Here is a 14,558-nt window from a genome sequence, read left to right as displayed (position 1 = left end):
AGCAAGCCCGCTCCCACAGGGGTTTTGCGTTCGGCTCTAGGAACCTTTTTTGCCCTTCTCATTCGCCGGGTCGTAGACCTTGGTCAGGTCCCCCCCGAGGCGGAAGGTCTTGAACGGCTGCATCTCGTGCTTTTTCTCAAGCACATCCGGCGAGCAGGTGTAGAGCGAGCAGAACGGTTCGAGCCAGGCAAATTTCGAGTCGACTTTCAGGTCGGTCATGTCCTGTTCCTTACCGTTCTTGTCCTCGAATTCTTCCGGGTCTTTGACACCCGCGAGTACTCGATCACCCAGGCGTTTCAATGCGCCGTTGTTTTCCTGACGCAAGTCCACACCGTTGACCTGAGCGAAACTGGCGATCATCGCGAGCGGCGGCAGGGCGTAGTTGTGGTAGGCGAGGGCGCGTTGCTCGCGCTTGAGTTCGTTGGGCAGGTAACCCTGGGCGTCGATTTGATTGGCGCCGACCTTGAATTCCTTCACCGACCAGTCGAACAGGTCGCGGCGGTTGGTGGCGATGGACGTTGCCATCACCGACCAGGCGGCCCAGTACGAATGGTTGTTGGTTTGTTCCAGCGGCAAGTTGTCCCAGTCGCTGACTACCTGATCGGCCATTTTGTTGAACCAGGCTTCAATCAACTGCGATTCTTGCGGATGATTCGCCAACGGATGCGAGTCGGAAAACTTCAGGCGAATGTACGAAGAAGCCATGCTGCCCAAGGCCCATTTGCGCATCGACTTGCCGGTGTGGTTGAAGTCCTTGGACATTAACGCATCGGCCTTGGCCCAGGCGGTCAACCAGTTCAGCGTGCACTCGAGTTGTTCCGGACGACCGTCACGCATGAACTGCATCACGCGCTTGCTGGTGCCGCGTTCCAGTTTGGTGATATCGGCGGTGCTGTCGCGAAAGGCTTTTTCCGATGCCTCGTTCAGGGTCGAACGGGCCTTGTCGGAACCTTCGTATTTGCTGCGAAATTGCAGCGAGCCGGTGTACGGCGTCGGCATCGCATCACAGCCTTCGCTCTTGTCGCCGGTTTTGACTTTTTCAATCGGCGCGAAGTACCCCTGTGGCGGGCGCAGTGGCGCGGCGGCCTGGGTGGCTCCGGCAAACATCGCCAGAGTCAGCAGGGAGGGCGCGATCAATCTTTTCAAAGTTCGGGTTTGCATAGTTGCCTCATTGCCCGGTCTGAGCGGTACGCTGCCCAGCGCCAGGGAACACGTTGCGTTTGCAGATTTTCGCTTCGACTTTCTGAGGCGTGGTACCTGCTTTTTCAGGTCCCTGGACTTCGACGGCCAGCAGATTCTGCGAGGCCCAGTCTTCGTCCGTGCGCAACTCAAAGGCGAAACGCCCGTCGGTGTCGGAAGTTTCCGGCTTATCGATCTTGATGTCCTCGTGGCGACCGTTCATGTACCAGAGGGTGGCTTGCAGAGTTTTCACCGACGGATCGGCGAAGCGGATATCAACCTGGTGACTGCTGTTTTGCAGGTTCAGGTTCTTGCTGTTGACCATCAATTCGTTCTTGCCCGGTTTCAGCGTGGCGCTGGCGCTCATCTGTGCATCCTTGCCTTCGCAACCGTTGTCCAGCAGCGCCATCATCTGGCGGTAGATGGTTTCCTGGTCGAGGCGATAGAGCGGCGAGAATTCCCAGATCAGAATCTTCGGCGGCTTGGTCTGGAACTCTTCGCTGCCCAGGTACTGCAGCATCGAACCTTCCAGGCCACCGCCGGGGAACGCCACGTTGAGGATGTCGGCGCCGATGGCCTCTTCGAGGAAACCGGCGAAGTTGTAGTTCTTGCCGCTGTGGCTGGTGCCGACCAGGGTGATCTCCGGATTGCCGGAGTCACTGAACAGATCGCCATCAGCTGCTTCGCCTTTCGGCTCGGTGGTGAACTGATCCATGTACTGGATCGCGTAGCTGGTGCCACAGAGTTGACCCGCCATGTTGTGTAACGTTCCGGTCTTACCCATGCGACCCGACTTATGGCTCTCGAATTCGCGCTTCGGAATGTCAGCGAACTCAGGCAAATGCTTGATTTTCTCGCCGACGATTTTCGCCGTGCGTTGGGCGCCATACGGCGTCCAGTGTTGGTCGCCGCGGAAGTAGAAGTCGTGGGCCGGCAGGGTTTCTGGCAGTGATTCGTTGGTCAGTGGCGACAGGTCAGGCACCACGTAACCCATCTGCTCGAAACGCCCGAGCATGGTCTTGTAGTTCCGCAAGGCCTTGTCGAAATCGTACTTGGCCTTGTCTTCCGGGTTGAGCTTGTTGCGGTTTACCAGCCCACGGGTCGGCTGGTAAACGATGACCAGTTCAATGCCTTTGCTCTTGAACGCATCGTGCAGTTCTTTCATGCGCTTGTAGCCGGCGGGTGTGGTGTCGAACTCGGTGCGCAAGTCTTCTTGCGTACGGAACAACCAATCGCCCTGAGCCTGCACCAGCGTGGTGAAGTTCTGCTGATAGCGCGTGGTGTAGTTCTTCGGGTCGTGGGCTTCCGGGCACAGGCTGCAGCACGGTTCGGCGCTGAAGGCAGGTGCTTTGGCTTCATCGGCACGAGCGCCGGCGCTGGCCGCGAAAATGCCGACGGTCAGGGCCGACAGGCTGAGTAATTTGATCAAGTGTGAGTGCATAAAATTATCCTCAGTCCCGTATTTTGGTCTGGCGTTCGACAGGGTCGATCAACACGGCTTTCTGCTGGCGCACCAGCAGGTCGAGAATTTCGTCCTGGCGCTCGCCGAGAATCCCCGAGAAGCTGATGCCGCTGGATTTGGTCGGTGCAAGCATGGACACGCGATACAACTCGACGCTCAACGGCGAGTCGATGGACAGCGGGCCGCTGCCGTTGCCGGCCAGTTCGCCGCCGACCACGATCAGGGACACCTGGGCATCGAACGGGTCGAGCTTGATGTCCCGGTCGGTGTCGCTCAGGTCCTTGATGTGCCCGTAGACACCGGTCAGGCCGTTGGCCATGGACAGGTTTTCGTAGAGGCGGATGTTCACGCTGTTACGAATCCGGATGCCGTGGCGTTTGTTGCTGATCACCTTGTTGCCGTAGATCAGGTTGTCGGCACTCTCGTAGAGGGTGATGCCGTCGGTGTGGTTCTTGTAGATCTCGTTGTAGGCGATCAGGTTGTTGACGCTGTTACGGTCGATCACCAGGCCCGACAACTTGTTGTCGTAGCTGCGGTTGTTGAAGATGAAGCTGTCGTTCACTTCACGGGAAATAATGATCCCGTGCTTCTTCTTGGTACCAAACACCGTGTTGTCGGCAATGATCAGACCGTGGGAACGGTCATGCGGGTCAATGCCGTAGACGATGTTGTCTTTGTAGGTGTTGCCCTTGACCACGAAGTCGCGGGTTTCGTAGCAGTAGAAGCCGTACCACATGTCCGAGAACTCGGAGCCGACGATCCAGCCGCTCGGTTCAGGGCGCTTGAGCACCTTGGCCATGTTCGGCGTGTATTGGGAAATACTCACGCCATAGGACTTACTGTTGGCGTAGCCGAAACTGGCGATCTTGCTGTTGGCGATGTAGGTCTGGGTGCCGCCCCAGGACAGCAGGAACGGACGGAATTCCTTCGGCGACTTGAAGGCCGCCGGACCGTTTGCCTTCTCGCTCCAGCCAGTGATTTTGGTATCACGCACGAACAGCTGACCATCGTTGACCAGGAACGAACCGGCCTCTTGGGACAGGCGCAGTTCCTGGGTCTGCTTGTCGATTTCCAGGATGCCTTTCTCACCCACCACGATCGGCAACTTCGCCAGGAACACACCCGGCGAGGTTTCGCTGAAGTACTGCTGGGGTACTTTCTTGGCCAGATCCTTGAGGTTCATGTAGCCGTCGTCGATGAAAATCGCCTGTGGGATACCGTGCTGACGCACGACCCATTCAGCCATCTTGTTATCGCCGCCGATGAAGTCCTTCAGGGCGTTTTCCTGCATCATCCGGCGCACGCTGATCTTGCCAGCCTTGGTGCGCACGATTTTCGCGGCGATGGCTTCTGCGGTGTAGCCGGAGGTGTCCGGCAGTTTCGGCTTGGCCAACTCCAGCGGCGCAGTCGGTGCGCTGCTGACGGTGTAGGTCTTGGCTTGTTGCAATCCCTTGGCAATGGTCGCCGGCTGGCCTTTTTGAACGGGCGAGGCCGGCTCCACAGTGGCGAAGACTGCCGTGCTGGCCAGCAACATCGCGCCGGCCAGCAAGGTTATCGAGCCTCTCTTCGGACTGTTCATGTCAGGAACTCCCTTAGCGGTTCGCATCAGAAGCGCCAGATCACGTCGATAAACGCGCGGTGCATGTACGAGTCGACGCCTTTGCCATACGCATCGCCGGGCTTGAACACACCGCCACGCAACCGCACCAGGGCCGAAGGCTCATCGATCGACTGGCTCAAGGACGCGGGCAGCAGGCCTTGCTTGAAGTACTTGGTGACGACCACGTCCATTTCCTGACCGAGGTCTTTGCTGCCATCTTCCAGCGGCAGGGACGTGCTGGAAAGAATCGCGCCGGTCGCGTCGTCGGTGTTGTTCTCGACGGCGTTGATGCCATTGCTGCCGACCGGCTTGTTGCCGTCGACGCGCCAGAACTTGTGGTAAATCACGCTGGCGTCGTATTCGTCGTTGAGCATCCACGAACCGAACAGAGTGGCGGACTGCATGTTTTGCATTTCGCCACGGAAGGCTTCGCCGAAACGGTGAACCCGCGAGCGAGTACCGGTGTAGTTCGAGCGGTTGCTTTCCAGGCCGTTCTGTTCGTAATCGGCGCTGGCACGGGCATAGGCTGCACCGACTTGCCATTGCGGATCGAGGCGCAGACGTACGCCCAGGTCAGTAGCCCAGCCATCAACATCGCCACTGGTTTTGGCTTGTGCTGGAGCGGTGCCATCGGCGTTGAGCGGGTTGACCTTGTCGCGGTCGCCGCTCATACCTGTGACGCTTCCCCAGTAGTTGACGGTGTTGGTGTTGCGCCAGTTGTAGGCATCGCTGTCGGCGGTAAGGCCCATCCAGCTGATGTCGCCATTCTGTTTCTTGTCCAGGGAATCGGCGGGAACACCCGGCTGCGCGTAGTCGAGCTTGCCGTCATCGTGGGTGTGATGACCACGAATGCCGACCCAGTTGCCCGGCGTCCACTGGTACGCCGCGTCGGCGTAAGCGTGCAGGCGATCCTTGTCCTTGGGCGCGAGTTCTGTGAGGTCGGTGCGGTACTCGCTGAAGCGTTCGGCAACACCGGCGTTGGCGCGCAACAGGGTGGTGTCGAAGGTCCAGTTCAGGGCTTCGATGTTGGTGTCGCGCCATTGACCGTCATCGTTGTGCAGGCGCTGGCGACCGAGCTTGAGCATCTCGCCGGGGTAGGGCGTAAGGCCGCTGTAACCGACCCAGAACTCACGCATCGCCAGGTAGTTTTTCTTGCTCTTGCGATCACCGTTGTCGGTGGTCTGGGTGCCGTCGCTGTCGGACTGTTGCAGGGTGTCCGTCTCGATGATGTCGGTGGACGTCACTGCCTGACCCATGGCATAGCCGCTCCACGCGCCGCTCTCGCCATAAATCCATGGACGCAAGTCGAGGCCGACGCCGTTGACGTCGCCGCCGCTCTGCGTACCCAGGTCGGTGTCGTCTTCGGACTGGGCGGTGACTTTCACGTCAAGGCCGTAGTTCTTGCTTTCAGTCAGGGCCGCCAGGGTCGGGCACGACCACAGCAGGGCGAATGACAGGCCAATACCGGCCTTAACGAATGGATTCAACTTCATAGGGATTCCTCGCCGTCTTCTTCTTCCAGGGCATGCAGTTCCAGCGTGTTCTGACTCAAGGCACCACGAACAGCCTGTTCTTGTTTCAACAGACGTTGGGCCTCGGCGAGCTGGGCAGGCGGCAGTTGGGCTTCGAGTGTTTGCGCAAGCTCGGTGGCTTGCGGGGTGTTCTGGGCCTTGGCCAATTGGCTGAAGACATAAGCGTTAAGCGGGTCGGGCCGGGTGCCCTTGCCTTGGGAGAACAGTTGGGCAATGGCGAAGTCGGCGCTGTTCTGGCCGTTACGCGCAGCCTTGAGCAGGTGGTCCAGCGCTTTCTGCGAATAGACCTTGCCCAGGTAACCGCGACGGTAGATCTGGCCGAGGTAGTAATCGGCGGCCACTTCTCTGTCGACGGCTTTCTTGAAATGTTCTTCGGCGACCTTCGCGTCAGCCGGGACCATTTTGCCTTCGTAGTAGAGCTTGCCCAGCAACAGTTCGGCGCGCGGCTGGTCGGCAGCGCGGCCGTTGTCCAGGTACTTCATCATCGTGTCGACGTCACCCAGTTCCGGGAAGTCGTAGAGCAGTTGCGCCAGGCTGACCCAGGAAGCGGGGTAGCCGGGTGCGATGCCTTCGAGCAGTGACTGAGCGGTTTTCTCGTCGGTCGTGCCCAGGGATGCATCGCCCAGTACGCGAGCCACGCTGTCCACCCGCTGCGCGGAAACCGCGCCGCGAGCCTGAGCGGCTTGCATTTGCTTGATCAGCTCGGCCTGTTTCTCTGGCTGGGCTTTTTTCTGATAGACCGTGGCCAGTTCGACGTAGCAGATGTCGGTGGTGTTCAACGCGGCCTTGCAGATCGTTTCCACTTCGTCCAGGTGCTGGTCGTAAGTGCCCTGGGTGCGATAAAGCAGCACTTGGGCCAGGCCCGCTTCCGGCTTGCCTTCGGCGCGCCATTGGCTGATCTGCTGTTGCGCGTTGACGTTCGGGAAACTGTGCGGGTATTGCAGGTACAGCATCGCCAGCGGGATCAGGGTGTTGCCTTCGCCTGCGGCGGTGGCTTTCTTCAACAGGCCTTCGGCTTCGTGCTGTTCGGCTTCGGTGGAGCCGGGTTTGGCCACCAGCAGACGACCCAGGCGAGCCTGGGCTCGCGGCGAGACGCTGGCCGCAGCGCGATAAGTCGCCTCGGCTTTCTTGATCTGCGCCGGGTCACGGCTGTCGACCTGGATATCGGCGAGGCCAACCTGTGCTTCGCTGTAGCCCAGGTCTGCCAGTTGCTGGTAATTCTGCGCCGCCAGCGTGGTATCACCGCGCTTGAGGGCTTCGTTGGCCAGACGCTGGTCGGGCAGGCCGGCGCATCCGGCCAGGGCAATTGCCATGGCCAGAGTCAGCGGGACTGGCAGGATTCTGAGTGGGCTAGTCACGGGCATGTCCTCTTGTTTTTAACGACCGGCGGCCATGGCTTTGTCGATCAGCCAGTTCAGGTTCGGACCACGGGTGGCGTTGACTTCAACCGGGCGACCGGCGAATTTGCTGTCCAGCGGCTCGTCAGGTTTGATCTGCACGCGGATGTCGGACGACAGGTCGGCGCTTTTCAGGCTGGTGCTGCTGATGATCGTGCCGGAGCGGGTTTTGTCTTCGCCGGCGATCTGGAAGCTGACCGAGCTGCCTGGCAGCACGTCGCCGAACTGGCGATAGGAGAAGCGCGCTTCAACGTTGGCTTCGCTGTTACGCGGCACCAGTTGGAAGATCACGTCGCCCTTGTTGGCGTACTGACCGTCGGCGACCATTTGCTGCGCTACGGTGCAATCGCATGGCGACGTCAGGGTGCCGGTCATTTGCTTGCCGAACAGTTCTTCAACCTTGGCCGGTTGTAATTGATTGTCGTCAAGATGGCCCTTGAGCACATCGAGCATGCTGGTGCTGAACGTCGCCAGCGGCGCGCCTTTGGCGGCAACGCCGTCGGCCTTGATCAGGCTCTGCACCGTGCCGTCGCGCGGCATGGTGATGCTCATGCCCGCCACGCTGACCAGACCGGCCTGGGCGTGGCTGACGAAGTACATGCCGTACACCGACTTGAAGATGAAGCCGAATGCCGTCAGGCCGACGAGGAAAATCGCGAGGCTGAAGGTCACTGCACGCAGGCGACCGAACGGGGTCATGCCGTGGCCGCCATCCTTGTTCTTGCGCGCCTTGGTGAAGTTGTCGCGTTGCAGGGTGGCCAACACTTCACCCATGGTGACGATGTCGCCGGCCAAGTGAGAAGTGATCAGGTGGCGCAGGGTGGAAATATCCTGGGATTCGAGGTTCTGGAACTGGCAACCGGTACGACCGGTTTCGCGGTCGTGGGAGCGCACCAGTAACTCGACGTCCATGGCCAGGCCGAGGTTATCGATGACGAACTGCAGGCGAGCCTTGTACACGTCGCCGACCTTCAGTGGCAGCTGACCGGCGTTGAAAGCCAGGCCGCCAGCGGAGAGGTCGATGACCCGAGCTTCTACCGGGGTCCGGTCAGGACCGTAGAAACGCAGCTTGGCCGGGATTTTTACCCGGGCGTGCTGGCGCTGGGCTTCTGATTCATGCACTACGTTGGCGTTGACGGCGGTATTCATATGGACGTTTTCCTAGTTAATTCAGGCGAGTTCGGTCAGACCATCATCAGCAGCACAGCAACAAAAATGCTGCCGGCGGAGAAGGTCATGGTCCGAGACGACCAAGTGTTGAACCAACCTTGAAAGCTGGCGAGATCACGGGTCAGGGAAGTGGGCTGGCGACTCCAGGACTGTCGGTCGAGGCGGAAGAACACGTAGATCTTCACCAGCGCGCCGACGATCTGGTTGTAATAGAGAATCGCCGGGTAGGCCGGGCCGATCGTGTGACCGGACAAAGACAGCAGCACGGTCAGGATCAGGCGGGTAATGCCGATCCACAGCAGGTAAACCAGGATGAACGCGGCGCCGTATTTGACGGTGGCGATGAGCGCGACGGTCAGGCCCAGCAGCGACGTCCACATCGACACACGCTGGTCGAACAGCACCACCGAAGTGAACAGGCCGAGACGTTTCATCCCCAGGCCCAAGGCGCGGGAGTTCTGCCGCAGGTTGTTGCCGTACCAGCGGAACATCAGTTTGCGACTGGCCTTGATGAAGCTTTTTTCCGGCGGGTGTTCCACGGTGTGAATGGCGGCGTCCGGCACATAAAACGTGTCGTAGCCCAGGCGCATCAAGCTGAACCAACTCGACTTGTCATCACCGGTGAGGAACTTGAAGCGACCCAGGCGCCAGTGTTGCAGCGAGTCGCTTTCCACGTCGGCGATGAAGTCCGGGTTGGTCACCACAGTGGCGCGGAATACCGACATCCGGCCGGTCATGGTCAGCACGCGCTTGGACAGGGCCATCGAGCACATGTTGATGTGGCGCTGGGCGAAGCGCAGTTTGTGCCACTCGCTCATGATGTAGCCGCCGCGCACTTCGCAGAACTCGTTGGTGGTCAGGCCGCCGACATTGCCGAACAGCTGGAACCACGGCACGGTCTTGAGCACGACGCCTTCGGCGAGCACGGTGTCGCCATCGATCACTGCAACCACGGCGCGGTCGTCCGGCAGGTGGCGGGAGATGGCGCGGAAACCGTAAGCCAGGCCATCACGCTTGCCGGTGCCGGGAATGCGCACGAAGTCGAGCTTGACGCGAGCCGGTGGATTCATTTTGGCCCAAAGGCTTTTCACCAGCTTCTCATCGGACATTTCCACGATGGAGCAGACCATGGTGGTCGGCAGGCCGCAGTCGATCGCTTCGCGAATCACCGAGGCGTAGACCTGGGCGGTGGTCAGCGCGTCGATACGAAAACTGGTGACCATCAGAAATACATGGGACGGGTCTGCCGCTTTACCCAGCTTGCGCACTTTGCGCCGCAGGTGCGGGTAGACCACGTACAGAAACAGCATGCCGCGCAGAAAGTGCGTAGCACCCATCGAGTAGCGCCAGATACCGACGATCCCGATCAGGAAGATGAAGTCCTTCGACTCGGAGTCGAACGTGGACGCAGGCAACGCCATGGCGATGCCCATCAATAAACTTAGGTAAAACAGCCAACCGGCGACCTGAAGTAGGCCGTGCTTTAGCCTGTGCATAATCTGCATCCGTCTCTATCTCGGGCGAGCCTGTGGGGTGGCCCGATGGGGTTAAGGCAGGCTTACGAAAACTGGCGACATCCGTTCTGGATGACGCCAGAAATCCTGTAGGAGCTGGCGAAGCCTGCGATCTTTTGATCTTTCGCTTGAAACTCAAGTGGATCTGGAAAGATCGCAGCCTCGTTTCACTCGATAGCTCCTACGCAGCTCCTACGACCGCATTACCAGCAGATGCCTTCGGTGCGACCGCTAACGCTGGTGGCCTGGGACATGAAGCCGACCAGGTCGATCACTTGCTTGCCGTGTGGAGCGTTCTGCGCCAGGGCGCGGAATTTCTCGTCACGGTTGCCGAGGATGATCACGTCGGAGTTGTTGATCACTTCGTCGAAATTGGCGTTGAGCAAGGACGAGACGTGAGGGATCTTCGACTCGATGTAATCCTTGTTCGCACCGTGGACACGGGCGTATTCGACGTTGGTGTCGTAGATGCTCAGGTCGTAGCCCTTGCCGATCAGCATTTCTGCCAGATCCACCAGCGGGCTTTCGCGCAGGTCGTCAGTACCGGCCTTGAAGCTCAGACCCAGCAGGGCGACTTTGCGTTTGCCGTGGCTGGTGACGATGTCGAAGGCGTTCTGCACCTGGGACTCGTTACTGCGCATCAGCGAGTTGAGCAGCGGTGCTTGCACGTCCAGGGAACCGGCGCGGTAGGTCAGGGCGCGAACGTCCTTCGGCAGGCAGGAACCGCCGAACGCGAAGCCAGGGCGCATGTAGTACTGGGACAGGTTCAGCGTCTTGTCCTGGCAGACCACTTCCATCACTTCGCGGCCATCGACGCCGACAGCCTTGGCGATGTTGCCGATCTCGTTGGCGAAGGTCACCTTGGTGGCGTGCCACACGTTGCAGGTGTACTTGATCATCTCGGCCACTGCGATGTCCTTGCGGATGATCGGAGCGTCGAGTTCTTCGTACAGCGATTGCAGAACGTCGCCCGACGCCTTGTCGAACTCGCCGATAACGGTCATTGGCGGCAGGTCGTAGTCGGCGATCGCGGTGCTTTCACGCAGGAACTCAGGGTTCACTGCAACACCGAAGTCGACACCGGCTTTCTTGCCGGAGCAGTCTTCGAGGATCGGGATCACTACGTTTGCCACAGTGCCTGGCAGTACGGTGCTGCGAACCACGATGGTGTGACGGGTGGTCTTGTCACGCAGGACAAAACCGATCTCGCGGCACACGGCTTCGATGTAGTTCAGTTCCAGGTCGCCGTTCTTCTTGCTCGGCGTGCCGACGCAGATCATCGACAGGTCGGTGTCGCGAATCGCCTCGGCGAAGTTGGTCGTGCCGCGCAATTTGCCCGTCTCGATACCCTTCTGCAGAAGCTCGCCCAGACCCGGTTCAACGATCGGCGATTTGCCGGCGTTGATCATATCGATTTTGTCTTTGGCAACATCGACGCCAACGACGTCATGGCCCCGTGCAGACAGGCAACCGGCACATACTGCGCCGACGTAACCCAAACCAAATATGCTGATGCGCATCGCAATTACCTCTGTGTTTATCAAGCCATTACATGGCCGGAGTTAATGGTGTTCAGCGGTCGTAGTGCACTCGGAAGTGCGCCTTAAAGGCGTCACAATGCCGCGTGCAGGCATATAAGTTCCGAGTGTCTAAATAAGTGCACTCAAGATGTGCGCAACTAGGCTTTTATTGTTATGGCGTGCCCTGTTATGCAGCAGATCTTCTAATCAGAAGACATTCGTGCAAAGGTCTTGCGCGCTCAATGCCAGGCCAGAAGCCCGTAAATCAAGCGGTTGGGTGCTCAGGTGAGCACGTTTATAGGGGCGCAGCCTTGGCCTTGTAGGGGATATTTATGATGCTTAATCTCCTGTCCTTCATGTGTTGCCCAAATCAGGGATCAGTCAGCAGAAGTTAATGTGACAACTTTGCTACGTGAATCTCTTCTCTGCGTAAGTTATCTCGTACAAGCTCAGAGAGAATGGTTACCGGTGGTATGAGCGACGCATTTGGACATAGTTCCGGTCCGCCCATCGCGAATTCTGAAATTTCTTGAAATATTGAAAAAGATGGCACTGCTTTCATATTGATAGCAACGCCTGTTTCACCCTTGATACATAGGGGGATTGTCGGGTTAGATAGTTATTTGCCACTACCGATAAAAAAATTCAGTGCCACTACTGAAAAAAATCAGCAAAGTCGAGTGAAACTAAAGTTAGAAAATCGAGTGATTGATTTTTGACGTCAGTAAAGTGACGAGTGGGGCGGGGAATTGTTGGACGATTGGACGTGGCGCACGACCCCTTAATGAGGCGTGCGCCAACCGGGTGTTTACTCAGGTGCGTGATCGCGCAGGAACACCAGATTGTCCGGTTTAGACTGCTCGGCGCTGTAGCGATAACCTTGTACGTCGAACTGCTTGAGGGCTTGCGGGTCGTTGATGCGCTCTTCAATGACGAAGCGACTCATCATGCCGCGGGCCTTTTTCGCGTAGAAGCTGATGATCTTGTACTGGCCGTTCTTCAGATCCTTGAAGTCGGTATTGATGATGCGCGCGTTCAGGGCGCTGCGTTTGACCGCCGAGAAGTACTCGTTGGAGGCCAGGTTCAGCAGCACGTCATCGCCTTGATCGGCCAGGGCTTCGTTCAACCATTCGCTGATCCGTGTGCCCCAGAAGGCATACAAATCCTTGCCACGGGCATTCGCCAGTTTGGTGCCCATCTCCAGTCGATACGGCTGCATCAGGTCCAGCGGGCGCAGCAGGCCGTACAGGCCGGACAACATGCGCAAGTGCTGCTGGGCGTAATCGAAATCGGCTTCGCTGAAGGTTTGAGCATTCAACCCGGTGTAGACGTCGCCCTTGAAGGCAAGCAGTGCCTGCTTGGCGTTTTCCGGAGTGAACGCGGGCGTCCAACTGCCGAAACGCGCGGCGTTGAGCCCGCCGATCTTGTCGGAGACGTGCATCAGCTCGCTGATTTGTGCAGGGGCCAGCTCGCGCAATTGCAGGATCAGCTCCTGGGAATGGTCGAGGTATTGTGGCTGAGTGAAGCGTTGGGTCGCCGGCGGTGTTTCGTAATCGAGGGTCTTGGCGGGGGAAATCACCATCAGCATGAAGTCGTCTCCTTTAATCGTGGGGGCGATTCTAGGGGGTTGTCCTGGTTGACTCCAGCTATGGGTGTCATAGGTGATCGGTGGTGTCATGGAACAAGATCGCAGCGCGTACATCTGTAGGAGCTGTCGAGCGAAGCGAGGCTGCGATCTTTTGATCTTCCCGCGATATAGTGCCGCGCGGGTTTTGTTATGGAGACATCCCATTGCGTATCGTTTTTCTATTCTCGGCCTTGCTGTTGAGCTTTGGCGCCATGGCGGCGCCGGGCGATGTGGCGACGCTTGATCGCAGCACCTGGCCTGAACAGCTCAACAGCCCGACCCTGTTCGATGTGGCGTCACGGGCCGAAATCCTCATGTTCGCTCGCGTCCTGTTGGCCAGCGAATCCCTGGATGAAGAGAGCCTGGCCCAGCGCCTGGGGTTGCGCACGGTCAATCTGGAATCGATCAACAACCTGCGCCAGCGCATGTGGCAGCGACTGCTGACCAACTACAACTACGCCCAACAGAGCTGCGATCAGGATGCCTCCTTCTGTTTCCTGGTCGAGGACATGGACACCCTGCGCCAGCAAGCCGCCAAGTTTCAGGTCAGCAATGAGAGCTACTACATAAAGTGGGCCGAGCCGAGCCGACTGTTCCACGCCCAGTACCTGGACGAGCAATTGCGCAAGGCAGCGCTGTTTCCGCAAACCAGCAGCGAAGTCGATCGTTTTGGCGACTATGAGCGCAATGGCGATCAGATGCATGACCGGCTGTTTTTGCTGACCTTCGACAGTGCCGCCAATACCGCGCCGGATAACACCGCCTGGGCCACGGAATACCTGCGCAAGTCGAACATGAGTGGCACGTTCTTCGTCCTCGGCAAGGACATCCAGGCCCGTCTGGCCGATCGTTCGGTAGCCAGCCTGCAAGCGACGTACTCGAAGCAGTGCATTGGCGCGCAAGGCTGGGAATTTCGCTCCCACAGTCACTGGCAGGACTGGCAGGACTCGGTGCGACGCAGCGTCGAACTGGTCAAAAGCAAACTGCCCGAGAACTACGTGCCATTGTTTCGGCCGCCCGATGGCCAACGTCGGTCTGACGCTGAAGGATTTTTCAGATCCCAGGGCTTGCAGGTGGCGCTGTGGGATATCGATGCCCAGGACGGTGCGGGCAAGCTAAAAGCCAATCAGAGCGCGCAACGGGTGTTGAGCCTGATGTTGTTGTGGCGACACGGGGTGATCAACTTCAACGTGAAGCAGGATGCGCTGAAAACGGCGATGCCCTGGCTCATCACGCAAACGGCGCAAAGCGGAATCGGCTGGGAAGACTGTCAGGACGCGTTTCGCTGAAAACGACGAAAGGCCGTAAACATTGGGGGAGGGGTGGTTTTGGGCGAAAATTCGATGCAGGCGGACTTCCGACTTTAACGGGGTGATGGCAATCCGCCTAGTGCTATTGGTCACTCTGAAAAATAAACTTCAAAAAAACGTCAAAGTACTTTTTTCTGTCACAGGTTTTGGAGTATTACGAAGACAGACCGCCGAAACCTGCAGACAGGTGGCGTCTTCCAAGACCCCCATTTGTGTGCAGTTCACTTGAATCCTCGCAGGTGAATTC

At 58.5% G+C, this 14,558-nt stretch carries 10 protein-coding genes; 1 reads left to right on the top strand and 9 read right to left on the bottom strand.

Annotation, left to right across the window (positions count from 1 at the left end):
* Positions 1 to 36: 36 nt before the first annotated feature.
* The 9 genes from ACSQ87_RS26875 to yaaA form a co-directional block, all read right to left on the bottom strand.
* A complete protein-coding gene (locus ACSQ87_RS26875) occupies positions 37 to 1,161 on the bottom strand; it encodes a mannuronate-specific alginate lyase (protein WP_223429800.1) in 1,125 nt (374 codons plus the stop codon).
* Positions 1,162 to 1,168: 7 nt separating this feature from the next.
* Positions 1,169 to 2,620: an alginate O-acetyltransferase gene (locus tag ACSQ87_RS26870; protein ID WP_223429799.1), complete on the bottom strand. Its 1,452-nt coding sequence runs from the start codon at positions 2,618 to 2,620 to the stop codon at positions 1,169 to 1,171.
* A gap of 10 nt (positions 2,621 to 2,630) precedes the next feature.
* Positions 2,631 to 4,220, bottom strand: a complete 1,590-nt coding sequence (gene algG, locus ACSQ87_RS26865; protein ID WP_223429798.1) for a mannuronan 5-epimerase AlgG — start codon at positions 4,218 to 4,220, stop codon at positions 2,631 to 2,633.
* Between the two features lie 26 nt (positions 4,221 to 4,246).
* Entirely contained in the window at positions 4,247 to 5,734 is a 1,488-nt protein-coding gene (locus ACSQ87_RS26860) for an alginate export family protein (protein ID WP_223429797.1), read from the bottom strand.
* Positions 5,731 to 7,137, bottom strand: a complete 1,407-nt coding sequence (gene algK / locus ACSQ87_RS26855; protein ID WP_095132971.1) for an alginate biosynthesis TPR repeat lipoprotein AlgK — start codon at positions 7,135 to 7,137, stop codon at positions 5,731 to 5,733. The genes ACSQ87_RS26860 and algK overlap by 4 nt, the downstream gene beginning before the upstream one ends.
* Before the next feature lie 12 nt (positions 7,138 to 7,149).
* Positions 7,150 to 8,319, bottom strand: a complete 1,170-nt coding sequence (locus ACSQ87_RS26850) for an alginate biosynthesis protein Alg44 (RefSeq protein ID WP_223429796.1) — start codon at positions 8,317 to 8,319, stop codon at positions 7,150 to 7,152.
* 35 nt (positions 8,320 to 8,354) lie between these two features.
* The gene (gene alg8 / locus ACSQ87_RS26845; RefSeq protein WP_411741481.1) at positions 8,355 to 9,836 is read right to left on the bottom strand and encodes a mannuronan synthase; all 1,482 of its coding nucleotides are present in this window, start codon (positions 9,834 to 9,836) and stop codon (positions 8,355 to 8,357) included.
* Positions 9,837 to 10,057: 221 nt separating this feature from the next.
* Positions 10,058 to 11,374: a nucleotide sugar dehydrogenase gene (locus ACSQ87_RS26840; protein WP_223429795.1), complete on the bottom strand. Its 1,317-nt coding sequence runs from the start codon at positions 11,372 to 11,374 to the stop codon at positions 10,058 to 10,060.
* A gap of 808 nt (positions 11,375 to 12,182) precedes the next feature.
* Positions 12,183 to 12,962 (bottom strand): peroxide stress protein YaaA, encoded by a 780-nt coding sequence (gene yaaA, locus ACSQ87_RS26835; RefSeq protein ID WP_223429794.1) that lies wholly within the window; start codon positions 12,960 to 12,962, stop codon positions 12,183 to 12,185.
* A gap of 203 nt (positions 12,963 to 13,165) precedes the next feature.
* Between yaaA and ACSQ87_RS26830 the strand changes: the two genes are divergently transcribed.
* Positions 13,166 to 14,290 carry a polysaccharide deacetylase family protein gene (locus ACSQ87_RS26830; RefSeq protein ID WP_436274751.1) on the top strand — a complete coding sequence of 375 codons (1,125 nt, stop codon included), beginning with the start codon at positions 13,166 to 13,168 and terminating at the stop codon, positions 14,288 to 14,290.
* The last annotated feature ends 268 nt before the right edge of the window (positions 14,291 to 14,558 follow it).

Source organism: Pseudomonas sp. LjRoot277 (assembly GCF_964253845.1).
In the GTDB taxonomy this organism is placed as follows: domain Bacteria; phylum Pseudomonadota; class Gammaproteobacteria; order Pseudomonadales; family Pseudomonadaceae; genus Aquipseudomonas.
Note: the sequence above shows the minus strand (reverse complement) of the source record. Positions and strands in the feature narration are given on the sequence as shown.